Origin of the sequence: Shewanella psychrotolerans (assembly GCF_019457595.1) — a bacterium.
Lineage (GTDB): Bacteria > Pseudomonadota > Gammaproteobacteria > Enterobacterales > Shewanellaceae > Shewanella > Shewanella psychrotolerans.
In genome coordinates this window covers 1,637,479-1,663,292 of record NZ_CP080419.1, presented here as the reverse complement: position 1 = coordinate 1,663,292, position 25,814 = coordinate 1,637,479, and the positions used below count along the sequence as shown (strand labels likewise).

General features: G+C 43.5%; 18 protein-coding genes. 7 read left to right on the top strand and 11 right to left on the bottom strand.

Annotated features, from left to right (window positions below):
- The first annotated feature begins 27 nt into the window (after window positions 1-27).
- Entirely contained in the window at window positions 28-372 is a 345-nt protein-coding gene (locus tag K0I62_RS07290; RefSeq protein ID WP_220070810.1) for a hypothetical protein, read from the top strand.
- A 586-nt stretch (window positions 373-958) separates the two neighbouring features.
- Here the strand turns inward: K0I62_RS07290 and K0I62_RS07285 are convergent.
- The 10 genes from K0I62_RS07285 to K0I62_RS07240 form a co-directional block, all read right to left on the bottom strand.
- Window positions 959-1,375, bottom strand: coding sequence for a MarR family winged helix-turn-helix transcriptional regulator (locus K0I62_RS07285; protein WP_220070809.1), 417 nt, complete (start codon window positions 1,373-1,375; stop codon window positions 959-961).
- 145 nt (window positions 1,376-1,520) lie between these two features.
- Entirely contained in the window at window positions 1,521-1,940 is a 420-nt protein-coding gene (locus K0I62_RS07280; protein WP_258405107.1) for a DUF1285 domain-containing protein, read from the bottom strand.
- A 29-nt stretch (window positions 1,941-1,969) separates the two neighbouring features.
- Window positions 1,970-5,008: a D-2-hydroxyglutarate dehydrogenase YdiJ gene (ydiJ, locus tag K0I62_RS07275; RefSeq protein WP_220070807.1), complete on the bottom strand. Its 3,039-nt coding sequence runs from the start codon at window positions 5,006-5,008 to the stop codon at window positions 1,970-1,972.
- Window positions 5,009-5,495: 487 nt separating this feature from the next.
- Window positions 5,496-6,116: a thiol:disulfide interchange protein DsbA/DsbL gene (locus K0I62_RS07270; RefSeq protein ID WP_220070806.1), complete on the bottom strand. Its 621-nt coding sequence runs from the start codon at window positions 6,114-6,116 to the stop codon at window positions 5,496-5,498.
- Between the two features lie 74 nt (window positions 6,117-6,190).
- Window positions 6,191-7,003: a Rossmann-fold NAD(P)-binding domain-containing protein gene (locus K0I62_RS07265; protein ID WP_220070805.1), complete on the bottom strand. Its 813-nt coding sequence runs from the start codon at window positions 7,001-7,003 to the stop codon at window positions 6,191-6,193.
- A 65-nt stretch (window positions 7,004-7,068) separates the two neighbouring features.
- Window positions 7,069-8,277: an HD-GYP domain-containing protein gene (locus K0I62_RS07260; protein WP_434086840.1), complete on the bottom strand. Its 1,209-nt coding sequence runs from the start codon at window positions 8,275-8,277 to the stop codon at window positions 7,069-7,071.
- Window positions 8,278-8,535: 258 nt separating this feature from the next.
- Window positions 8,536-9,027 (bottom strand): DUF2919 domain-containing protein, encoded by a 492-nt coding sequence (locus K0I62_RS07255; RefSeq protein WP_220070803.1) that lies wholly within the window; start codon window positions 9,025-9,027, stop codon window positions 8,536-8,538.
- Window positions 9,028-9,156: 129 nt separating this feature from the next.
- Window positions 9,157-11,166, bottom strand: a complete 2,010-nt coding sequence (gene ligA, locus K0I62_RS07250) for an NAD-dependent DNA ligase LigA (protein WP_220070802.1) — start codon at window positions 11,164-11,166, stop codon at window positions 9,157-9,159.
- Between the two features lie 83 nt (window positions 11,167-11,249).
- Complete coding sequence (zipA, locus tag K0I62_RS07245) at window positions 11,250-12,266, bottom strand: cell division protein ZipA (protein ID WP_220070801.1); 1,017 nt, start codon at window positions 12,264-12,266, stop codon at window positions 11,250-11,252.
- A gap of 23 nt (window positions 12,267-12,289) precedes the next feature.
- Window positions 12,290-15,694 (bottom strand): chromosome segregation protein SMC, encoded by a 3,405-nt coding sequence (locus K0I62_RS07240; protein WP_220070800.1) that lies wholly within the window; start codon window positions 15,692-15,694, stop codon window positions 12,290-12,292.
- A 188-nt stretch (window positions 15,695-15,882) separates the two neighbouring features.
- Here K0I62_RS07240 and cysZ point away from each other — a divergent pair, with 188 nt between their 5' ends.
- Both cysZ and K0I62_RS07230 read left to right on the top strand, forming a co-directional pair.
- Window positions 15,883-16,656 (top strand): sulfate transporter CysZ, encoded by a 774-nt coding sequence (gene cysZ, locus K0I62_RS07235; protein ID WP_220070799.1) that lies wholly within the window; start codon window positions 15,883-15,885, stop codon window positions 16,654-16,656.
- A 177-nt stretch (window positions 16,657-16,833) separates the two neighbouring features.
- Complete coding sequence (locus K0I62_RS07230) at window positions 16,834-19,185, top strand: carbohydrate binding family 9 domain-containing protein (protein ID WP_220070798.1); 2,352 nt, start codon at window positions 16,834-16,836, stop codon at window positions 19,183-19,185.
- 59 nt (window positions 19,186-19,244) lie between these two features.
- Here the strand turns inward: K0I62_RS07230 and K0I62_RS07225 are convergent, their stop codons facing one another.
- Window positions 19,245-20,468, bottom strand: a complete 1,224-nt coding sequence (locus K0I62_RS07225; RefSeq protein ID WP_258405106.1) for an RDD family protein — start codon at window positions 20,466-20,468, stop codon at window positions 19,245-19,247.
- Between the two features lie 235 nt (window positions 20,469-20,703).
- Here K0I62_RS07225 and cysK point away from each other — a divergent pair, with 235 nt between their 5' ends.
- From cysK to K0I62_RS07205, 4 genes are all read left to right on the top strand, one after another.
- A complete protein-coding gene (gene cysK / locus K0I62_RS07220) occupies window positions 20,704-21,672 on the top strand; it encodes a cysteine synthase A (protein WP_220070797.1) in 969 nt (322 codons plus the stop codon).
- 946 nt (window positions 21,673-22,618) lie between these two features.
- On the top strand, window positions 22,619-23,698 hold the full coding sequence (locus K0I62_RS07215; protein WP_220070796.1) for a methyltransferase: 1,080 nt from the start codon (window positions 22,619-22,621) through the stop codon (window positions 23,696-23,698).
- Between the two features lie 550 nt (window positions 23,699-24,248).
- On the top strand, window positions 24,249-24,680 hold the full coding sequence (locus K0I62_RS07210) for a hypothetical protein (RefSeq protein ID WP_220070795.1): 432 nt from the start codon (window positions 24,249-24,251) through the stop codon (window positions 24,678-24,680).
- A gap of 864 nt (window positions 24,681-25,544) precedes the next feature.
- A complete protein-coding gene (locus tag K0I62_RS07205; RefSeq protein ID WP_220063826.1) occupies window positions 25,545-25,769 on the top strand; it encodes a hypothetical protein in 225 nt (74 codons plus the stop codon).
- The last annotated feature ends 45 nt before the right edge of the window (window positions 25,770-25,814 follow it).

Here is a 25,814-nt window from a genome sequence, read left to right as displayed (position 1 = left end):
GCTCATTATTGGCGTAGGGACACCACCATGATAAGTTTCAAACATGACTTTAATCAGGATTTAGTTGAACTACAAGCAAGTAACTGGTGTGGTTTAGAGCAAGTGTTTGTCAATGGTAAACGCGTTTCTAGAAAACTCAACTTCGGCCCCAAAAGTGAGCACCAAATCAAACTACACGATGGAAACCCCTGTAAATTCCAGTTATTTATCGACCCTAACAGTGAGCAAATGATCTGCCGGATTTACAAAAAAAATCACCTGATCACCAGCATTAAACAGGGCAAAGAGAACTTATTACACAGTCGCCAACTGCTACAAACGGTGATTATTTTTACCGCAATATCAAGTTTGGGAATGTTACTAATCGTATAACCGCGATCTGTTTGATAGGTTCAAGTAACGATGATGTGGTAAGCCCCTAATTTCTTCGACATCCAATGATCCATTCAAACCATAAAGTGCCCCATAAACCACAACCAAATTCTGCAACATGAGTATAGTTTAACTAGACTCAAACTCGTTAACACAGTATCAAAAGCGCTAAAACGCGCCTATTAGACGTGTTTTTACCTTTCTACGTCTGCGCAGAATGGCCTCACAAGGGAGCGGCCATTCCATCATCCATTCGCCTTGAATGAGTTGCCAAAAACACGTTGAGTAGATCACTTTCTTATACTGGTTGATATTAGCCGTTGTTTTTATTAACGTTAAAGAGGGAAAATGGCAAGAGAAACCAAGTCAGTTAATCAGCGATGAATTGATGTAGGCACAACGCTCATAACTCACTTGAACAAACGGACCAATACCACCAACTACGACAAATTAGGATACAGTTAAGTTAATCGACTTAAACTAAAATATAGGCCAAGAGCCTAGACGATGGAGTGAGGCTAAACCACTTAAGCTAGCTCATTTAAAGTATGAGTCTTAAATTAATCGACCAAAATAGTTCGACGTCTTATTTAAGACGGTTTATTTTGTTCAATAAATGAATAAAAGTTATTGACTCTTCATCCGTTAAATTAGCTAAGAACCTTTCATTAATCCATTCAGCTTCACGGGTCAGATCTTGCTCTAAGGCTTTCGCGGTATCGGTGAGGAATATTTGAAAAGCACGACGATTATCCGCTTCTTGATGACGTGTGATAAGACCTTGTACTTGCAACTGATCAAGAAGCCTAGTCATGGTATAATTAGCCACGTCACAACGCTTAGACAGCTCTGTTTGAGTTATCCCCTCTTCTTGCCATAAAGCAAATAATACTGGCCATAACTTAATATCTAATTCATAGCGTTTAAGACGCTCATCAAACGCCTTTTGCAGCTCGATATTGAGGTGAGATACTAAGTATCCCAAACTTTCATAATGTTTCAATCAGCACCTCCCAAAACCAGTTGCCTTGATATTAATACTACCACTTGGCCTTAAAGAAACTAGGGATGAACTCAACTAAATTAGTAACGAAAAACTATTCGCTTTATCAAATAGTAACTTATAACAGATAAACATAGGCTCTGATTTAAAAAAGATCTTCGTCACTGAGTAAAAACTGTTCGACAAAACGATAATAACAAGCTCTTCCTAGTTTCGCATACAAGCCTCTTGCTAGTAATACGAAGATATCTTGTTCATGGATCTCAAAACACTGGTAATTATCGACATAATATTGGGTACCGATAGAGGTGCTAATCTTAAATGCCCCATCTTGCTCAAGCCCATAATCGACGATCAGTAACGGATGAGCCACAACATCAACCATCACTTTTTCTACCGGTGTAATAAGATAATAGCAGCCGTCGATACGCTGCAGAATCGTTGAAAACAGACGACAAAACTTATCGGGTAAAGCCTCTTGCTGATAGAACCAACGCCCCTGCTGGTCAATATGAAACAGCACCTTATCATCGCACAAACTCACATCGTCAGTAAGTTTGTGCAAATGCTGAAAAACAGCTCCTTTATCACTCATTATTTGAGTAAGGCTAGTAAGGCTTGTATCGGATGTTTAGGCTTAAAACCACCAAAACGCTTTACCTGGCTGCGGCATGAATAGCCCGACACCAAAATTTGATCCTGGGGTAGTTGTTTAATGGCTTTGTCCCATGACATATCGAATAATGCCTTAGTACGCTGCTGATTCTCACCTTCGTGACCATAGGTGCCCGCCATACCGCAGCAGCCTAAACTCATCGTATTAAGTGTTGCACCAAACTGATTAAAAATGGCCTGCCACTCATTTGCGGTATTAGGTTTTGCCGTTGACTCGGTACAATGGCTAAACCAAGTAAACTCTTTCCCACTCTTTTTAATATCAGGCGTTTTCTCTAAAATACTCAATAACCATTCGTTAGCAAGCAGCACGTTAAACTCGCCACGGTCATCGCCGAGTACCTCTTTATATTCATCTCGATAACAAAGCACCATAGCCGGATCGACACCAATCATTGGCATTCCAAGGGCAAAAACCTGATTTAAAAAGTCGGCGCTAGATTGCGCTGTTTTAGCAAACTTATCGATGAAACCCTTAATATGGATTGGCTTACCATTGGGTTTAAAAGGCAGAAGCACGGGTTTAAATCCAAGCTTTTCGATAAGTTGGATAAGGTGATACACAGTATCCGCCTCATAAAAACTGTTAAACGGATCTTGTACCACTAAGACATGTTTCTTACGCTCATCTTGGGGGATCTGTTTTAGCGCCTCTAAATCGTAACCCCGGCAACTATGATTCTCTAATCTTTGTTTCAACGTTGGCACAGACAACGCTGGCGCATCAACATAGCCTAAGGATTTTTTGATCACCCATTGGCTAACTGAGTTCTGTGATACTGCATTGGTGACTCTTGGCATCATGGCCATCAGCGGCAACGAGTCTTCAATTCCAGCGACCAAATAATCCTTTGCGGGACGCAGATAGCGTTGATAATAGATATTAAAAAATTGCGCTCGAAACTTTGGTACATCGACTTTAACCGGGCACTGAGATGAGCATGCCTTACAGGCTAAACAGCCTTTTAATGACTCCATCACCTCATGGGAGTAATCATATTCTCTGTCCATCTTTAAAGTGTTCTGAGTGCGTTGTAGCCAGCCTAGCGGCTTGGCTTTAGCTAAGGCTTCGACATCAACACCTTCAGCTTCTAGCAGTCTGAGCCATTCACGCATGAGTCCCGCGCGACCTTTAGGCGATTGCACTCTATCACCAGTGACCTTAAATGAGGGGCACATAGGTGAATAGACACTGTAATTAAAACATAATCCGTTGCCATTACAGTTCATTACGTCAGGAAAGGCTTCTCGGGTATTAACTGGAATTTGCCTATCGAATGCACCGCGTTTGGCACTATCAACATTGTATTGAAGGGGGCCACTGTTTTTAGGTGCCACCAGCTTACCCGGATTGAGTTTATTGAGCGGATCAAACAAGCCTTTAACGTCTTCAAGTACACTAAACAGGGTTTCACCAAACACCGATGGACCATATTCACCTCGAACCCCTTTACCATGCTCCCCCCACATCAAGCCGCCATATTTGAGGGTTAGTGCCGCAACTTCATCAGATACGTTTTTCAACAAACGTTCGTCATTAGGATCGCACATATCGAGTGCTGGTCGCACATGCAGCACACCCGCATCAACATGACCAAACATGCCATATTGGAGTTCATGGCTGTCGAGCAGCGCCCTAAACTCCATAATATAATCGGCTAACTTCTCTGGTGGTACTGCGGTATCTTCGGCAAAAGCAATAGGTTTACGACTGCCTTTGGTTGCCCCTAACAAACCAACCGCCTTCTTGCGCATGGCATAAATAGTATTGATAGAGCCTTTATCAGCAGTCACTTGGTAGCCGAGTAAACCACCTTTTTGAGCCGCTATCTGAGTATCTAGCATCTCACATAACAAGTTTACTTTATACTCGACCTCATCGGTCTCGCCAGCAAACTCCACCATGTTTAAACCATCAATAGATTTACTCGGTATATCTTCTATTAGCGAAGAAACTGAATGCCAGATAATATCCTGTTTAGCCAAATTAAGTACTTTGGAGTCAACGGTTTCAACAACGGTCGCCTTAGCTTTGACTAAATCAGGAGCATGGCGTAACGCCGATTGAAATGAGTCATATTTAATATTGACCATCATGCGAGTCGATGGCAGCGGTGTGATATCCAATTTAGCTTCGGTGATAACCGCAAGCGTCCCTTCAGAGCCCGTTAAAATGCGTGACAAATTGAACTCATCTAAGGATTCATTCCACACATTTTTAAGATCGTATCCCGTCAAAAAACGGTTAAGCTTGGGGAAACGGGCATTCACTTCATCGCGATGCTCTCGGGTAATTTTAGCAATATCACGCTGTAAACACTGAGCTAAATCTGGGTGTTCAAGCGCTTCTAATGCTTTCAGCCCCTCAAGATGAACAGGGCCAGTCTCTAATACACTACCATCAAACAATACACTGGTCAGCTCAAGCACATGATCGGATGTTTTACCATAAACTAACGAGCCTGCCCCCGATGCATCGGTATTAATCATGCCACCTAAGGTCGCACGGTTTGACGTCGATAAGTCGGGGCTAAAGAAGTAACCATGTGGACGCAGCGCGTCATTAAGCGCATCTTTGATAACGCCGGCCTCAACGCGCACCCATCCTTCCTCGACATTAACTTCTAAAACTCGATTCATATAACGAGACAGATCAAGGATTAAGCCATGGGTTAGCGACTGACCATTGGTGCCAGTACCACCACCACGCGCGCTAAATACCACCTTTTCAAACTCAGCGCTTGATGCCAGCTTTAAGGCTATGCGTATATCAGTTTGGTTTCTTGGATAAAGTACGGCTTGAGGTAAAAATTGATAAACAGAATTATCTGTCGCTTGGGCCAGTCGCGCACTGTATCGCTTATCGATATCACCGGTAAAACCGCTTTCTGCTAACACATTAAGAAAAGCTAAGTACACGGGCTCAAGCGTTTGTTGATGAGATAACTTAGGTAGCATGATGATTTCTGTCTTTATTGTTATAAAAATATTGCAACCAGTATAAACAAAAAAAAAGCAGCTAAGAAGCTAACACTGAGCAGTTAAGAAAAATGATCAGTTCAACGACCCTGTCTTTGGGTGACAACCCCCTCAAGCATTGTGTTTGAGGGGATTTTTTATGTTATACCAATTAGTATAAAGATGTGTTCGCTCAGCGACAATTTAGCACTAAAGCTTAGCGCTTGTCTTTAATTGCGCCTCGGCAACTGCTCCATGCGTAACCCTACCCGCTATATCCATATCGTCGTGCATTAAAGACATTCACAACGTCTGACCGATAGTGAGGGCTCCAAACCCTGAGAAAATCCATTCATCAAAGGGACCGTTCAAATAAGCAATACTCGCTATCCAGTTCACGCTAAACATCTCAAGTGATAGGAGTTAGCCTGACGGCGATTTAAACTTCACCATGCTATGACGAAATAAACCTGAAGTTAATGGCAACCTATTCTAGCGTAGAAAGATATTTCAACAGCGCCGATAACTCATCGGCAGAATGGGTTTTCGACGTCACCAGATACTTACCGTTAACCAATAATGCAGGTACGCCGCGAATACCAGCCAGTTGCGCCTGAGTATCATAGTTAGCTAGGGTTAATTTGCGATCGGCCGATTCAATTGCCTTATCAACTTCTGCTTTAGCAATACCTTGCGCAACAAAAAACTCGGTTAACTCGTCTTGGCGAGTAAATGCACCTTTACCTTCGTGAATACGCTTAAATAGATTGCCATGAGCCTGAGAGGTAACTTGGAATTTTTGTGCAAGATAGTAAGCTTCTTGACTCAACTGCCAACTTGGACGTCCAGCCCCTACTGGCGTACGCTCAAAATCAACACTACCATCGAGCTTTGCCATCGTGGCATTAAAGAAGCCATCTTGACGATAACAATGAGGACAATTATAGGAGAAGAACTCACGAACCACAGGCTTAGTGGCCTCAGGAATACCCGCAACCTTAATATAATCACGACCTTCAACAAATTGCGTTTGTGCCGCTAATTGACTGGCAAAAAAGGCCGTGAAAACAACAGCGATAAACTGTACAGCATGGATTAGTTTCTTCATATTTCACTCTTTAAAAAAGTAGACATTAATAAATAGACCTAATGAGTAAATCCACTCAACCTTGAACCTCTCGATTAACAATGCTCGAGCATATTAAATAGATCCTGATGACGATATTGGTAGCCAAGCTGCTTACAGATGAGCGAGCCATCGACCACTTTATCCTCGCAGTCCTCGCCCGATGAGGCAAACTCTGGCTCAACTAGTCCTAACATTGCCGCAGCACGCTGATAAAACGCCGCTTTGTAGGGATGATCGGGGGAGCAGATATTATAAGCAGGTGCCAGTTGCCCTTGATGGGTAAGTAAGGCCATTACACCGCCGACACAATCATCAAGATGGGTCATGTTGACCGAGAGCATCCCCCCAGTTAAGCTCATTTTGCCGGCAAGAAACCGTCCTGGGTGACGCTTAGGTCCGATTAATCCAGCAAATCGAACAATGACCGCATCTTTAAACATGGCTTCAGCCTGCAGTAGTACTTCACTGGTATCGTTGTGCGCTTTTGCATCCGCTTCATGTTGCACCTTGCCATTAGCGGGATACACGCCCGTGGTGCTAATAAAGATAACCCGCTGATAGCGATGATCGCCCATCAACAAAAGAAGCCGTTCAAGCCGCACAAGGTAACCATTGTCACCACGGCGAAGTCCAGGGGGAATATTAATGACTATCGCATCGGTGTGAAGTTTAGCTAATTGCTCATTATCAACAGGCTGCTGAGCGTCGAGATCTAATACAAATCCGTCGATGCCAAGCTCTTTAAGTGCTAACGCTTGCGCTGCATCCCGTTTTGAACCACTAACTGAAAAGCCCTTATCGACCAGAGCTTTTGCTAAAGGTAAACCAAACCAACCGCATCCAACTACGGCAACAGAATGAATCATAAGAGTTTCTTTACAAACGGATAGTTAATCTAAAATACCTTAATCGAGGCCCCCATAAAAGGCTGTTATTGCATTCCACTGAAATAAAAACTGATCCCATTATCGACCTGCAGTACTTTCAAGGCCCCCTCTTTCAGTTCTTCAATTTTTAATACACTCTCAACAAACACCTCTTCTTGCATAAGAAAGCGCAGGCCTGGCTCACTACCATCACTATTACAAGCCCAAACTTGAGGCTGCTTAACCGATGAGGTGGTCATCATCACTTTACCCACACAGCCATCAGAGAGCTGTACTAAAGTCCCTGGTGGATAAATCCCAAGCAACTTAACCAGCACCGCAATTAAGGTCTCAGAATGTTTGCCGGCATGGTTTTTAAACAAGTAGCCTAATGCGACTTGAGGCGAACGGCTGACATCGCTCCAAAGTTGGTCATCATAGTCATTAGCTAGGCTCACTAGCTGAGTACTAATAGGAATTTTCTTCTCGGTGAGTCCATCGGGAAACCCTGAGCCATCGATAAACTCATGGTGATGTAACACGATATTGAGCACTACCTTATTGAATAGCCCTGTCTTCGACAGCATGTCATTGCCAAAATTGGGATGCATCTTTAAAAAGTTGGCTTCTGATGGTGTTAATGGCGTGTTCTTACGTCGAATACTCTCAGGCACTCTTAGTTTGCCAATATCGTGAAATAGGCAGCCTAAGGCGATATCACGCATATCTGATTTTGACATTTCCATCGCTTTGGCGATCATCAGTGAAATCACCGCCACCGATATACCGTGCTGAGTCACACTGTTATCTGACTCCCCAGCCGAAACGAGCGCGAGGTGCGGATGTTTATATTCATACATATGATCGAGCAAGTTCTCGACCAAGGTTGCCGCTTCTCGATATGCCCCCTCAGGATCGCTGGCTATTTTACTAAACATAGAGCGACTATTGTTAAGCGAATCGATGAAACGCTTTTGACTTAAACGTAGAGATTTGCGCACCTGTTGCTTGGCCTCTGCCACGGGATCAACAAGCACCTCTTCATTTTTGACTTGGCTAACCTCTTCGTTCTCTGCCTCTTCGAGCAGTTCATCACCAGAGAGCACAATAACATAGGGCACACCTAAGCTTTTAATTAGCTCAATTTGCGCCTCCTCTTCAATTTTTATGCGATTTAATAAAAATGGATGATTCTTCCAAGACAAGGGAAGTTTAACCGTAAGGCCAATTTGCAATTTTGAAAGTGGTATTTGGATAGGCTCTGCTTTCGCCACGCGAAGTAACTCCATGATGAACTCACGTTGTATGATCTATTATCTGTTGTGAGTCAAACTGGCACATAACAACATATTAAATGAAAACCAGATTAACTTTAATAACATAACTATAGTCAATAGCAACTCAAATTGTACAAGTTGCCATAAAATTGACAATAGATTTGAAATTGTCTTAAGTTTATTGGCAATTAAAGGGAGTTATCATGGCCAAAATAAGCAGTAAATGAATTAATAAAAGTGCACTTAGTCGATCGGTTATTCTGCCGATTGGGATTCTTCGGCCTGTTCGGTGCGCCAATCTCCAAGGTAATAAGCTAAATGTTTAGACTTTGCGATATAGATAAGGCTCCAAAACAGAAACAGCGCGTCGAGGCCAAAACTCCAAGTATATAAAAAGTAATTATGTACTAATCGTTGCAACAACAACCCACCATCGATCATCAACAATATGATGAGTAGAAGCTTGAGCTGATTAAACAACGGCCTGAGCCACAAGGGGCTACGCTTACGTTCGGCGATCACCAATCCATACAGCACCAAAGCACCAAAACCTGCCGCTAGGGAAAGTAGGAAATCTGATTTTTGTGGATAAATTAGCGCGACGAGTCCAGCTCTATCACTAGCTTGAGTTAATGAGGCTATAAATACACACCAACCACGGCCAACAAATGCCAACATAACGTATAGCATCAAAGGCGGTTTAAAATATCCCTTTTCATCAAGCCAATTAATATGACTAAAATTCAACTGCCGCTCTCTTTTTATTTAGTTTGTTAACAATATGGAGACGATTTTATCGAATTCAATCTCACCTTGGTTTATAAACAAAAAACGCCATCGGAGGATGACGCTTTCATTATTAGTCGCTAGGCTTTGTTAACCGTTAAGAAGCGCTAACAGCTGTTCTTCATCAATCACCTTAACGCCAAGCTCTTGCGCCTTCGTCAATTTAGAACCTGCCGCTTCACCCGCTACCAAGCAGTCGGTATTTTTCGATACACTACCCGCGACCTTAGCACCCAAGGCCTGTAATTGTGCTTTAGCATCATTACGATTTAGCTGAGTTAAGGTGCCTGTTAATACCCAAGTCTGGCCTTTAAGTGACAGCGCCTCTTCTGCAACCTCTTCGATAGCTGGCCAATTGACTCCGGCGTTGATCAAACCATTAACTACTTCAAGGTTATGAGGCTCGGCAAAGAAGTGCACTAGATGTTGAGCAACAATCACACCCACATCATCAACCTTAATAAACTCTTCGGCATCGGCTTGTATCATTTTATCTAAAGTTTTGAAGTGATTAGCCAAATTGGCAGCGGTCGCCTCACCCACTTCGCGGATCCCCAATGAATACAAGAAACGCGCAAAAGTGGTTTGCTTAGCATCTTCAATCGCAGCAACCAAGTTGTTAGCCGATTTAAGCCCCATACGATCTAACATAGTCAGTGCTGATGCCGTCACCTTAAACAGATCGGCTGGGCTTTCTATTAACTCTTTGTCGATCATCTGTTCGACCACTTTATCGCCCATACCATCGATATTTAGCGCCTTGCGAGAAGCAAAATGTTTTATCGCCTCTTTACGTTGAGCCTCACAAAATAGCCCCCCGCTGCATCGCGCAACCGCTTCACCTTCAATACGCTCAACATCACTGCCACAGACAGGACAAGCGGTAGGGAAGCGGATCGGCCGGGCATCATTAGGGCGTTTCTCTGCCACAACGGCAACTATCTGAGGGATAACATCGCCGGCACGGCGAATGATCACGCTATCACCAATTTGTACGCCTAGGCGCGCTATTTCATCGGCGTTATGCAAGGTCGCACTAGAGACAGTTACACCGCCGACAAATACTGGTTTTAAACGGGCAACAGGGGTGACGGCTCCCGTGCGCCCAACCTGAAAATCAACCCCTTCTAACAATGTTATCTCTTCTTGTGCTGGGAATTTATAGGCGGTCGCCCAGCGCGGTGCTCTGGCGACAAAACCTAATGATTTTTGCAGGTTAATATCATTCACTTTCAGCACCACACCATCGATTTCATAAGCAAGGGATGCTCTGCGCGCGAGAATATCTTGATAATATGCCAATACAGCAGGGATATTATCGCAAACCTTCACCTCGCTACTAACCGGAAAGCCCCAACTTTTTAGTTGCATCAACTGCTCATAATGACTTGGTGCTAACGACCAAGATTCAGGCTCCACAACGCCAAGGGCATAGGCATAAAATGCCAGCGAGCGACTCGCAGTGATCTTGCTATCTAGCTGACGTAAACTCCCCGCGGCAGCGTTTCGCGGATTAACAAATAATTTTTCACCTTTTTGACGTGCTTTATCATTGACCGCCTCAAATGCCGCTTTAGGCATAAACACTTCACCGCGAACTTCGAGTAACGGTGGGAAGTTCTCCCCACGCAAGCTCAGTGGGATCGATTTTATGGTGCGCACATTTTCAGTAATATCTTCACCTACCGCGCCATCCCCCCGAGTAGCGGCGCGCTCAAACTGACCATCACGATATAAAATACTCACGGCTAAACCATCGAGCTTGGGTTCGCAGCAAAACTGAGGCGATGCGGTGGTCTTATCACTAACCCGTTTATGAAAAGCATTAAACTCCTCTTCACTAAACACATTGTCTAAACTCAGCATTGGCTTAAGGTGGATAACTTGTTCAAATTTAGCTAAGGCCTCACCACCGACTCTCTTGGTTGGCGAGTCGGCCAGCGCCAGCTCTGGATGTTGAGCTTCGAGTTCTTGCAAACGACGCATTAACCTATCGTACTCGGCATCTGGAACCGATGGTGCGTCATCAACATAATAACGATAGTTATGTTGGTTTATTTCACGAGTAAGTTGTTGTATCTCTTGTTGTATAGCTTGCATTTTATGTCGTCCAGATTAAGCAATAGAGGCCGCTGATGCGGCCTCTAAAATAATATCAATCAGTTAGTCTATGCTTATGTTATTTACGCTTGGGCGCGGATACGTTGCAGGTAAGCCTGCTTCTTCTGTTCATTCCAAGGAGAACGAGCACCATCGAGTAATACGCCGCCTAAATCATCGGCAAGCTGATGGGCCGAATTAAGCATATTGGAGAAATTCATTAACGCGTCACCGTAACAAGGTAGCGTCATAAATAATACGATGCCTTGGGTAGTAAACTGTTCCATTTCATCGGGGTTAAAGACCCCAGGCTTAACCATGTTAGCCAGTGAAAACAGCACCTTGCCCGTTCCGGCGTTGTCTTCATGGCGATGAAAAATATCCATCTCGCCAAACTTAAAGTGCAGCGTAAGCAGACTAGGCAAGAGTTCTGCGCCATTTAGGTGCTCCCCCTCTTCGGCAACCACATGCAATACTAAGACATCTTGTGGATCCCCTAAAGGTTCCTCTTTCACCTCTTCAGTCGCAAGTTGTGACTCGACGCTGAGTTCGGCTTCAGCCTGTGCAATTTGAACTTCCGCTTCGACTGACGTTGGCTTTAGTGCTTCTGGAGCAACAGGTTTTGACTTTGGCTTAGCTTGCTCAGGTTTACGTGAGCATACAGGATCTTCAAAAAGTGAAGGTTGAGCGGGTACTTGGCCTAAACCTAACTCCATCTGTTCGATATCATCAGTGCTGCTATCTAAAAGCGTTGGCTCTTGGCGCTGACGAGGTGCTTTTCGTTTAGGCTCGTCAGACAAAGAGAACTTATGTTCGTCAGCAATATCTGAAGATGTCTTGGTTAAATGAGTTGGATTTGCTTGTTCAGTTTCAGCCGATGAGAGAGACTCTGCCGAGCCAAGCTTACGTACTCGAACCGCACCAATACCGTCGGCATCGAAGCCATCACGATCTCTATTTTGCTCTTTATTGAACCCAGTCATCCGCGTTTCTTTTAACGGCTTAGGCTGCTGCCTTTTAATGGACCAAAAACCATGCACAAGTACCGCGATAATGGCAATCGCTCCTAACACTGACAATACCAGTTGCAAATTTTCCATTGATTACCCTGCTTTTCCCATAATTATCCTGCGTCGGCTAATGCCACCGCCTCATCAATATCTACGGCCACTATACGCGAAACCCCTGGTTCATGCATAGTGACACCGATCAGTTGATCAGCCAATTCCATGGTGATCTTGTTGTGACTAATATAAACAAATTGCACGCTTTGAGACATCTCTTTTACCAAACGGCAAAATCTATCGACATTAGCATCATCAAGCGGCGCATCGACCTCATCGAGCATACAAAAAGGTGCGGGATTGAGTCTAAAAATCGCAAACACCAATGATAAAGCGGTTAACGCTTTTTCTCCACCCGAAAGCAGGTGGATCGTACTATTCTTTTTCCCTGGCGGTCTCGCCATAATGGTCACGCCCGTGTCGAGCAGATCATCATCGGTCAATGCCAAATGCGCACTGCCACCGCCAAACACTTTGGGAAACAGCACACCTAAATCTTGATTAACCTTATCGAAAGTCTCTTTAAAACGAGTTTTAGTCTCTTTATCTATCTTACGAATCGCTTCTTCTAAGCTATTTAGCGCCTTGGTCAAATCCGCATCTTGGCTATCGAGATAATGCTTGCGTTCGCTCTGTTGTTCATACTCTTCAATGGCCGCTAAATTAATCGCGCCTAAGTGTTCGATGCGCGAGCGAGTGCGTTCTAACGCTTTCTGCCTCGACCCTAAGGACAAACTCGAATCTAACTCGCACTTAACCGTTTGCACATCAATGTCATGCTCAACTAATAATGCATGTTGGCTATCGGCCTGGCCTTTAATTCCTTCACGACGTAACGACAACGCACTAATAGCTTGAATCAAGTGTTCTATCTTTGCAAGCTGTTGTTTTTGTTTCGATACTATTTGATCTAGTTGAGTTTGTAACTCAGCTTGTTGTGCGCGTAATTTGTCCAGTGATTGCTGTTTCTGCTGCTGAATATCTAGCGCGGCACTCAATTGCTGCTGCATCTGAGATGAAGAGTCATCTTCCGCTTGATGACTCCCATCAAGCTCCAGTCCGAGCGCCTCTAAACTAGTGGTTAACTCTTGTATCTGCTGCTGATATTGACCCGATTGTTGCTGATTAAGCGCTATTTCGGTATTTAATGACTGTAGCAAAGTTTGATGCTTATTTAGCTCAACCACCAAGTCATCACGTTGTAACTTAAGACGCTGAGTCAATGCCCTGCTTTCAGTGTGATTAACCGACGCCATTTCCGCTTGTTTTTGCAACTCATTAGCTTGCAGTTCATCTTTGGCTAAGCGCTCGCCAATGACCTGCAGACGCTGCTCGTCAATCAGCTCACTTTCAGCTAATGCTTCTAATTGATCGCTGTAATGGCGTTGCTGTTCTTGAGCGTGGCTAATACGCTCTTTTGTGGCATCAACTTGAGTACTAATTCGCTCAAGCTCTAGCTGGACGCCTTGTAGTAAAGTAGCACCTTGCTGATTTAATGCGCGGCAGTCGAGAAGCTGCTGGGCTACTACCAGAGATTGTTCACGTAACTGGTGAAGGCTATCTTCGCTATTGGCGATACTGGCGATTAGGGCCTCTTTTTCCATTTGTAGCTGCACTAATGCGCTACTTTGCTCACTCTTTTGTAATAAAAAGCCTTGACCAAGCAGATAACCGTCAGCGGTAACTATGCGCTCAAATGGCGCTAGCGTTGCCAACATAGCCTTAGCACCAGCCAAATCGGTTGCCCAGCGTAGATGTTCGAGCCATGGTGCTAAGTTTACTGACGCGCGAACCCCTTGCCACTGCTTGGGCGCATATTGACTAAAGCCAACTTGTGACTCGTCGACATCCACCTTTTGCGTCAACACTCCATCGAGTGCCAGATCGACCGCGACTTCCCAACCAGGCTCAACGTCGAGGCTTTGCCATAATGCACGGCTGCCAGTCTCTTCAACATGAGGAAGCAATCGCTCAACAATATTAAAACGACCTCGCTCCTCGGCCAACGATTGAGATAGCGCATCGATTTGTTGCTGCAAACGTTTATCTTGTTGCTCTAACGCTGTGAGCTGCTGAGTTTTTTGCTGATTACTGAATGTTAACTGCTCACATTGCGCGATTAAGCTATCACATTGACTCTGCTGCAATTGCAATGTCGTCTCGCCATCAACCGAACTCAGCTTACTCAATTGACTCTGTAGTGCCGATTTTTGCTGTAATTTTTGAGCAAGATTACTGGTTAGATGTTTATATTCAGACTGAGCACCTTGAAATTGCAATTGATGCTGATGCTGTTCCTGCTTCACCCGAGTGAAGCTTTCACTGTGCTGCTCGAGACTCAATTGAGCCTCGCTCATCTGCTCGTCGATAAGCGCTATGCGTTGCTGCGCATCTTGCTGCTGAGCAACCGCCGACTGATAACGCTCATCGAGTGTCGTTGACGCTACATCAAGCGCCTGCCACTGAGCTTGAGTTAACGCCAACTTTTGTTGCGTGGTAGCAAGTTGCTTTTTTAAATGCTCGTCTTGCTGCTGGCGATGTTTAAGCGACTGTTCCAGTTTGGCGATTTGGGTGGCATTAATATAAAACGCTTCGACTTGACTATGTTCATCTTGATCGAGCTCTTCGAGTTTGAGCTTAAGCTCAGTCGCTTGACCTTGCAGTGATTGATTCCCCGCATCCAACTCACTCTTTTTAAGTTCTTGCGCGGTTATTTCAGCGGTAAGCTTTTCTAATTGCGCCTGTAACTCAAGCAAACGAGACACATTGAGCTCTGCGTCTTGACGACGTTCGGTCTGTTTTAATTCCCGATACTGTTTAGCCGCTTGAGCTTGTTCTGCAAGCTTATCGATTTGTCGTCCTAGTTCTTGACGAATATCGCCTAAGCGCTCGAGATTTTCACGGGTATGGCGAATACGATTTTCGGTTTCACGGCGGCGCTCCTTATAGCGAGAAATACCCGCCGCTTCCTCGATAAAGACCCTCAACTCCTGAGGTTTTGATTCGATCAGCCGAGAGATAGTCCCCTGTTCGATAATCGCATAACTGCGAGGACCAAGGCCTGTGCCCATAAACAGATCGGTAATATCTTTACGGCGGCACTTTTGACCATTAAGAAAATAGGAGGAATCGCCATCGCGGCTGACTTGACGCTTAACCGCGATCTCTTGGTAACTTGCGTATTGCCCAGCTAATCTGCCTTCTTGATTATCAAAAGAGAGTTCGACACTCGCAACAGACACAGGTCTGCGGGCCGATGAACCATTAAAAATGACATCGGTCATCGAATCACCACGCAGGTTTTTCGCAGAGCTTTCGCCTAATACCCAACGAACGGCATCAATCACATTGGATTTACCGCAGCCGTTTGGCCCAATAATGGCAGTTAATGGTTGATTAAAAGGGATTTTAGTAACATCGACAAACGACTTAAATCCAGCAAGTTTTATCTGTTTGAGTCTCATTGAGCCCGTTAGGTCGTTATCCTTGGAGGCACTTAAAATGCACCTGTTATTATTGGGTGTCACTTTAGCAAAGCATGCCGCATTTTGTAACGTTTTTTATCGCTAACAGGCCCATTTCACTCTTGTTTTTAGATCTACGCTGACACACAATCATGACTAACACAGATAACGATGATATTGATAACACTATGAATCAAAAAGCAAGCTCTGCGTCCAAAAGTGGCGTGAACTATTTTCTAGATGGCTTTAGACTGATAAAGCAGCCCGGATTAAGACGATTTGTGTTTATTCCCTTGGCGGTCAACCTCATCCTGTTTAGCGCTGTGATCTATTTTGCGATTGGTCAACTTGAACAGGTATTTACTTGGGTGAGTAGCCAACTGCCCGATTATTTGAGCTGGCTGAACTTTTTACTATGGCCACTCGCCGTATTGACCTTGTTAGTTGTCTTATCCTTTGTGTTCAGCTCGGTCATGAACTGGATAGCCGCTCCCTTTAATGGCTTGCTCGCAGAAAAAGTCGAACAATTTCTTACCGGTAAAAACCTCAACACCGGCACGACCACAGATTTAATTAAGGATTTACCCCGTATTCTTGGGCGCGAATGGATAAAGCTTAAATATTATCTGCCAAGGGCTTTAGTGTTCCTGATCTTATTTTGGGTGCCTTTGATCGGTCAAACTGCAGCCCCTGTGTTGTGGTTCCTGTTCAGTGCTTGGATGATGGCAATTCAATACTGTGATTATCCATTCGATAACCACAAGGTACCGTTTCAAGATATGAAATTTGCCCTTAATCAGACTAAAGGCAGTAGCTTTAGTTTTGGCGCAGCCGTCACGCTATTTTCGATGATCCCAATCGTTAACTTTATCGTGATGCCAGTGGCAATATGTGGTGCAACCTCTATGTGGGTCGATAAATACCGCGTTGCCTATAAAAACGACCAGATCGCCCCAGACTAACGCGCCAGCTAAACGTTGTCACATCGCAATATGATGTGACAACACTGGTTTTACCTCAGCTTAAAACGGTCAAATTCACACCTTTTGTAACAATTAGCTATCAATTAACGCTCTGTTTTCTGTCACAATAGCGCCACATCTGTACAACAACCTGCTTATAGACAATTATAATTATTTATGAAACGAACATTGCGACTTTTTTGGCTTGCGCTTTGCGGCCTAATCCTACCTTTTACAGCGCTTGGTGGCAGTGCTGAACAATTTCAACTAACGCTTCCAACGCTCGAAACAGCTGCAGTCATTGACGGTGAATTGGATGATAGCGTATGGCAAAACGCAGCCACCACAAAACTAAGGTTTGAAACCAACCCTGGCGAAAATACCCTAGCTCCAGTGGAGACAGAAGCGAAAATATTTGCCACCAAAACCAGTCTGTTTGTGGCATTTTATGCCTTCGATCCCGATTCCAATGAAACCAGTGATAGGGTGCGAGCCAACTTTGCCGATCGTGATGGCGTTTGGGGCGACGATCTGGTGGGAATAAAATTAGATACTTTTAACGACTCACGCTTAGCCTACCAGTTTTTTATCAATCCCTATGGTGTACAGATGGACTCCATAGAGAATGAACTCACGGGTCAAGAAAGCGATGCTTGGGATGGGATCTGGTACAGCGCTGGCAAAAAGACGGCTAAAGGCTATCAAGTTGAGATAGAGCTCCCGTTAAGGATGCTCAATTTTAACAGTCAACTCGATCGACAAACTTGGGGCATAGAGCTAGTAAGGTTTTACCCAAGAAACCAACAACATCGACTTTCAACTCACAAAATTGACCGTAATAATGGCTGCCAACTGTGCCAGATGGGCATTGCCACAGGACTCAACGAAGCCGAATCGGGTAGCGATTTACAGTTAACACCGGCACTGGTATTCAATCGCTCTGGCACACGTGATATCGATCCCGTCGGCGACTGGAACAACGACGATAACATTGAGCCGGGGCTGGATATTCGCTGGGGGATCACACCAAGCACATTGCTAAATGCCACCATTAACCCTGACTTTTCTCAAGTTGAAGCGGATGCAGGCCAGCTGGACATTAACAGCACATTTGCCTTGTTCTTTCCCGAGAAGCGCGCTTTTTTCCTCGACAATAAAGATTATTTTGATTCGCAAATGTCACTGGTACATACCCGCAACATTGTCTCTCCCGATTATGGCGTAAAGCTCACCAGCAAGGTAGACCAGCATACCTTTGGTTTCATGTTGACCAACGACACTCAAACCAATTTTTTGGTGCCAGGTAATTTAAGCTCGGATATCGCCACCCTCGATAGCACCAGCTATAACTTGGCAGGCCGCTACCGCGCCGATCTCAGTGATGCACTCTCTGTTGGCACTATCGTCACCGCAAAAACCAGTGATGATTACCATAACTATGTGGCCAGCAGTGACATAAAATATCAACCAACGGAGCAAGACACCTTAACGGCCCAGTATGCCTACTCGGATACCCTTTATCCTGACACCCTCTACCGCTCATTTTGTAATAGCGAGGATTGTGAACCACAAATCAATTGTGATTTGGGCCACTGCGGCATCAATGAGCGAGTGTTACGCACCCAAATCGACGACAAGCTCAACGACAGTTATTACAAAATCAAATATGAACATAAGCGCAGAAATTGGTATGCCTTTGGTCAGTATGAATCTGTCGGCGATGAATTTCGTGCCGATCTGGGTTTCATCGACAAAGTCGATATGACAAAAGCCGTCATTGGCGGCGGGTATAATTGGTACCCTAATTCTAGTCTGCTCTCATATGTGTCACTGCGTGGCGATTGGGACAATACCCATAACCAAGCGGGCGAACTGTTAGAACGTGAAACAGAAGCGATGATCGAGATGGAAGGGGCTATGCAAAGCTACACTGCATTTGGTTATGTGCAACGTGACAGAGTCGGTCCTCGCCACAATGGCGCCAGTCTCGCCATTGATGACAATACTCAGCTTTTTAACGAACAGATGGGCTGGTTTTACAGCAATATCACTCCACTTAGTGCATTAAAACTGGAACTAGATATCAATTATGGCGATGCCATCGATTTTGCCAACGACCGTTTAGGCACTGAGCTGATGCTCAACCCAGGGTTGGTGTGGAAGTTGACAGACTCACTCTCGTTAGATCTCTCACATATTTATCGCACTTTGGATATCGAAGACAATGAATTGTTTAGCGCCAACTTGACCGATATCCGCCTAAATTGGTACATGACCATCAATCAATTTATCCGCATATCGAGTATCTATACCAACATCCAACGTGATCCATCCATGTACCTCTACAGCACTCCGCAAGCTCAGTATGCGGAGCTCGGCAATGAGGTACTCTATGGCTATAAGCTCAACCCGCAAAGTGTGTTTTACTTAGGTTACTCAGACGGCATGCGTCGTAATGATGAGATAGATTCGCTCACACGCGATGAGCAAACCTATTTTATGAAAGTCAGTTATGCCTGGTTGTTGTAAGTACTAACATATTCATCGAGATTGAGCGTGGCGCAATCATCTTTTTCACTTTTCATCATCTAGCCAACTTGTTCAGGCTCTGAGATCTCTGACGGGCTTACTTTCTGCTTGGACAAGTCGATCACCACAGTCGCCGAAATTTTATCTTGGATAGCCTGACGGTTAGCATCCCAATAGATCTGCAAGAAACCAAGTAAGCCTGTGGCAAAACCCGCACCATAGCCACCATATCGACCAAAGGCATCCCACAGCGAAATAGCCGAGGCATCAAGCTGAATAACCCGAATATTAAGTAACTTCTTACCTAATGTTTGCCCGTCAAACCAAGCGGTAAACACGGTAAAATAAAACGCTGCCCAACCAAAACCTAAGCCAAGATCATTAAGTAACCCTTTGGCCCATCCGAGTACACTATAAGGCTGCTTCTCATTGTCATTGTCCTCTAGATCATATTGCGACAGAAGAACAGGATTATCTTGTTGAGCCACCTCTTTAACTACTGGCTCTTCTGGCGTCACCGAAAACTCAGCAGTACTCGATATTTCAGCGTAATCAGCAGTAGTGGATTCTAAATCTGTAGATTGAACGCTAGCGGATTTAGAACGAGTCGATTGAGAAGTGGTATCGGCCAGCAACCGCTGGCTCTGATCTGCATCGACTTGAGCATCTATCAGCTTAGAGGACTCAGCATCAAGCGTTTTAGGAAACTTCTCTAGGACTTGTTGTGACAAGGCGTTAATATCATCTTGAGAAAGCTCAAGTTCGGAGATGATCTGCAGCAGCATCTGCCGCTTCTCTTGCACACTGATCGACATGCTATTTACCCGTATCAGTAAAGTCGCAAGCTTGGTGTCTGCACAAGAACGTATTTCACACATCGTTAACCCCAAAATATCGGGTAAGATTTTTAATGAGGCCGCCACACTCGGATCGCGTATCCCTATGGGGTCGTCAATTGATTCGCTTTTAACGTTTGAGTCACGTTTATATTCAATCAAATTATCGCTAGTAACCCAAATGGTCATCAGCAACATCGATAAATAGAGCGCCCATTTAAACGCTTTACCAATTTGATGGCTTCTACGCTCAATCAATAGGGTTAAACCAACCAATAGAATGAATAGCCAACCAGCCTGCTCGGCCAATACGCTAATTAACAAACCATCTATCGCAATAGCAATGCCACGTTTTAATGGTGAGGCTAGTGGCGTATACAACACGCTAGGCGCAATATTAAATGCAAATGGAGTTACCATTGTTTTAGGGTCTTTAGTCGGGCTCACGCATCCACTCCATGTGAGTAAATCGGCAATATATCTTGACGATATAAATAACGAAACTATTTTTAATCACTAACTTAGCAATCCGATCCGTTTTACACTAGCGTTAAACATTTTCTAATTATGATAGATATCACATCATTAATAACTAAATGGAATAAAGAAGATTAAACTATGATTTCTAAAGCAGCAAAAGCACACTATGATTTAGCTGTATAAATTAAGGAGCAAGCAATCCATGAGTAAAATTTTCGAAGATAATTCACATACTATTGGTAATACACCTCTTGTTCGCCTAAACCGCGTTAGCAACGGCCAGGTGCTCGCAAAAGTTGAAGCGCGTAACCCAAGCTTTAGCGTTAAATGTCGTATCGGCGCAAACATGATATGGGATGCTGAGAAAAAAGGCTTACTCACTAAAGATAAAGAGCTTATAGAACCAACATCGGGTAACACGGGTATCGCACTAGCTTATGTTGCTGCAGCGCGTGGTTACAAGCTCACCCTGACTATGCCAAATACCATGAGCCTAGAGCGTCGTAAATTGCTTAAAGCGCTAGGTGCAAACCTCGTGCTTACCGAAGGCGCTAAAGGGATGAAAGGGGCTATAGATAAAGCAGAAGAGCTTCGCCAATCTGCTCCAGAGAAGTACCTCATCCTCGGTCAATTTGATAACCCTGCAAACCCAGAGATCCATGAGAAAACAACTGGACCAGAGATCTGGAACGACACCGACGGTGAAGTCGATGTTGTGGTCGCAGGTGTCGGTACAGGTGGAACCATCACAGGTATCAGCCGTTATATTAAAAATGTCCAAGGCAAAGCCATTACCTCTGTCGCTGTAGAACCGGTTGACTCACCTGTGATCGCGCAAACATTGGCGGGACAAACCGTACAACCTGGCCCACATAAGATCCAAGGTATTGGTGCAGGCTTTATCCCTGGTAACTTAGATTTAGAAATGGTTGATCGCGTTGAAGCAGTAAGCAATGAAGACGCTATCGAAATGGCACAACGCTTAATGAAAGAGGAAGGTATTTTAGTCGGTATCTCTTCTGGTGCAGCGGTTGTCGCAGCAAACCGTATCGCGGCATTGCCTGAGTTTGAAGGTAAAAACATCGTTGTTATTCTACCTTCAGCAGCAGAGCGTTATCTCTCGTCAGTACTATTCCAAGGCCAATTTGGAGATGCTGAGAACGTTCAGTAACATTCGGCGATGAATTAAAGCCCTATTGGTAAGATAACTAATAGGGCTTTTTTATTGCGCCGGTAAAAATATTGTTAATGTAAACAGAAATGATGTCATTAAGTTGGGCTTCACCTCATTTACCGATAACTGCAATTTGATACTCAACCCAACGAATTAAACCTAACTTAATACGCCTCTACTATCACTTGGGAGGAGCCGTGTTGCACAAAGCACTGCTCGATGGTAATTGGCAAAGCTTTGTCTAAGGACTGTATATTTCGCAGCGCTACTTCATGGGAGGCCGCCCAGTATACGATCATCTCAGTGACTGACCAGCGCTTTAATGTGTTCACAAATATAAAACGTTAAATTATCGGTAAGCACGTTAAAGGTACTTCGTTACCCGCCAGGTTAAGAATTTATAATAGCTCAAAACTATTTTGTTCAAGTGCATTGTTCCGCATACGTTTCTTTTTCGGCAAACTAAGTCAAAGCATCACTAATGAGATCGTTAATATCGTTAAAATAATAGGTTGTCCAAGCCAAGAGCGTATTTTCCTCCAACGCGACGGCGCGATGACAAACGCTGCGGTTCCCTTTTTTAACGATTAGCCTAAAAGTGGCTTCTAAAATGGCAACACCTCTAGCCTCGCTATCTGATCTATGTGTTCTTCTCCCGACATAACGTAACGGCAGCAACTCCTCAACACAGGGTTTTACATCTTGATTATTCTATTACTTCCTTCGAAGTTAGTTTTTTTAACTTAAGCAGATCGGTAACCTAGCTCGAAACTCGTACTTAAATCGTTTGACTCGAACAACAATCAGCTCAACAGATCAACATGCCCTAATAATTTCGAGAGCTAGGTCGAGTAACAATAACTTGCCTGATGCCTCGAGTAGAAGATAGGAGTAAAGTCCAATGAGCAATTGTTTATCTCGTACCTACTGAGCCTCTTTACCCATGACATTTTACCAAAAACCAAAATCTATCAACGCATTTGACGCAAAATTTGAAGCTCAAAAAATAGCCTTCGCCCCAGTTGCATTCCAAGTTGCACGTTGTTTACTAAAATTCGGTATTTTGAAATATATCGACAGTGCAAACGGCATAAACGCTACGAAGGAGCACATCACATCTCATTGTAATCTGTCTGAGTACGCGGTAACCGTGCTATTGGATATGGGCTTAAGTATGGGATTGCTATGGCAAGAGGGTGAACAGTACCACCTAGATAAAATTGGCCATTTCATGCTTCACGACAACATGGCGCAAACGAACCTCAATTTCATCCATGATGTCTGCTATCAAGGCCTGTTTGAACTAGAGTCTTCGCTAGTTGAAGGAAAAGCCAACGGCCTTAAAACCTTTGGAGATTGGCCAACTATCTATCCAAGTTTAAGCGAGCTACCCAAGCAAGTTAAAAAAAGCTGGTTTGACTTTGACCACTATTATTCTGATCACGCATTTGATGCATTGCTACCATTAATTTTTAAGAATAAACCTAAATCCATTGTGGATATTGGTGGAAATACGGGTAAATGGGCGCTTGCCTGTACCACTTATGATACCGATGTCATTGTCACTATTATGGATCTACCCGGTCAACTTCGCGTTGCCTTATCCAACGCAAAGCAACATAACCTTCTCGATCGAATTCGCGGTTTTGAATGTGATCTTTTAGACGAGAACAGTCCTTTTTGTTCTGGTGGTGATCTCTATTGGATGAGTCAGTTCTTAGATTGCTTTAGCGAAGAACAAATTCTCACTATCTTACGCAATACAGCCGCCAATATGCATTCCAGTAGCGAGCTATGCATTTTAGAAACCTATTGGGATAGGCAGCCGTTTGAAGCTGGCGCTTACTGTGTAAATGCAACCTCTCTCTACTTTACCGCCATGGCTAACGGCAACAGCCGTATGTATCACTCGAAAGAGATGCTTAAATTGATCTCCCAAGCAGGACTTTATATAGATGAAGATATAGATAATATCGGTTTAGGGCACACGTTATTGCGCTGCAAACTTAAACCACAAGATTAACTTGTTTTACTGAACAAAAAATCAAATTTTGTTAATGTAAATAGACCCTAATATGGTAATGACACTGAAATAATAGGGTCTAAAGTGAAACATGCACTTGTCTCACTTCACCACAGTACTTCTCAAGTGGAATGGGAGGTCAGGCCTTAGATATTGCCAGCCTAGGATGGGCTTAGGGTCGCTTATACCAATAAGTAAATTGGTTAAAATATCCCCAAAAGCGCTAATGCGTCAAAATTTGACCAGAAAAAAATAACAATTAAGCTCAATGACTTAAGAGTTATGCATCTACTCTTCAACATAGTTGTCCACAGATTCTGTGGATAACCATACTAGATGACTTATTCAGATATGACGGATCTGGTAATTTAAGTCAAGAAAAATTAAGCGCTGCACCGCGAAAAAAACGAAAATAGCCTATTCCATAAACCGCATCTTATTAATACTCATCTCTTCTCTGTCCAAGATGTTCCATCCATAGCCATTTTTCTCCCTTGATAAGTATGAGTATAATCGCGATACTAATATCAAATCCCTGTTGTTGAAATATATGAAATATATCCTTTTTATACTGGCAGTCTTAATTACTGGCTGTAGCCAAGAATCAGAAACAATGAACGGCTTACAATCACCTGAGCAAGTATCGTTAGGATTCTTTCAAGCTATCTATGTCGACAGAAACGTTGAACAAGCCAAACAGTTTGTCGATGAACCCATGCAAGAAGTGCTGTCGCACTATTACATCGCTTCAGCAGTGCAACGACATGTACTTAACCTAACAATGACTGACGTTACCCTTGAAATTGAAGAGATTGATATCGACTTCTTCCGCAAATTTACTAAAGATGTCACCGTTATTGTAAAACTGACAGGAATAAGAGGCAGCGAAGATTGGATTGATGATCGCACCATTCGGTTACGCAAAGTGAAAAACCGATGGATGATCGTTGAGATAATGCCAGAAAAAGGCAATCGTAATTAAAGTTTTGCAGGCATAAAAATAGCAACCTAAGGGTTGCTATTTTTTATCTAAAGTCAGATGAAATTTCAATAAAACGTTTACCTCATCTGCCAGCGATTTAGGCTGTAAATCAGTCTACATACGCCTCTTCGTCCATCTCCACGGGTAATGACTCAAGAACATCATCTTGTACTTGGTAATATGCGCTTTCGTAATCACGAGCTTCCATAACGACTCCAGATATTAAGTAGGGTACAGGCATGCTTTTTTTATGCATTTAGCCTTAGGTATTAATCTGCCTACCAGCAAACTAACTGTGTGAGATAATATCATCAAAAAAAGCAAACTTACAGAAAACTTTCAAAAATGAAACCAAAAACATTCAAAAAACGATGAAATATGGTGTTTTAAGATTGGAAATATGAAAGTCTTTCAGTTTTTAATCCCATCCAGCACTTAAAAATAGAGTTAATAAAATTTAAAGTTCTAAAAACACTTCAAACGGTCGCCCTATCCATCCTCACAAATCGAATCCTTGAAATCTACATAGGCAAGAGTTAAACCATCAAGACGATTGTACTTAAGTCAAGCCGCTAACAACGTTAGATAAAAGGCTGAATTTTAAAGCACACTCAAAGGCCAGCTAACAATGGCTTACAAAATATAGGGCTTAATAGTTGGCGAAAAATGACAGATTCACTTTAACTAAAAGTGTCGCAAGATTATTTAAATGGATAACTATTCAATAAAAACATAAGCTTAATTTCATAAATTTAAAAAATGTAGACTGAACTGTAAAGTGAAAGGCATAGATGACTGGTGAGCTGAAATTGAACCGATTCCATCGGCTGCGGTTTCACAATACTGGTTATTGAGAGGTGGAAAATGAATACACTCGTAGAATTTGAAGCAAAAACCTTAGTCGACCTGTTTCATAAAGGGGATATATTATCGATCCACATGTTCATGGATTCGATGTCGATGCCGTTCGATGTGCAAGATAAACTCTTCAACGAAATATCAGCATTAAAAAGTCCAGATCATCATTTGGTCGCTCAACTTATTGAGTCACATGGTACCTCTGTTCTTAATGAGTTTTTGGGATTTTAATCTGAAAATGTCCAAAGAAAATTAGCCATAGTGCTCATGAAATGT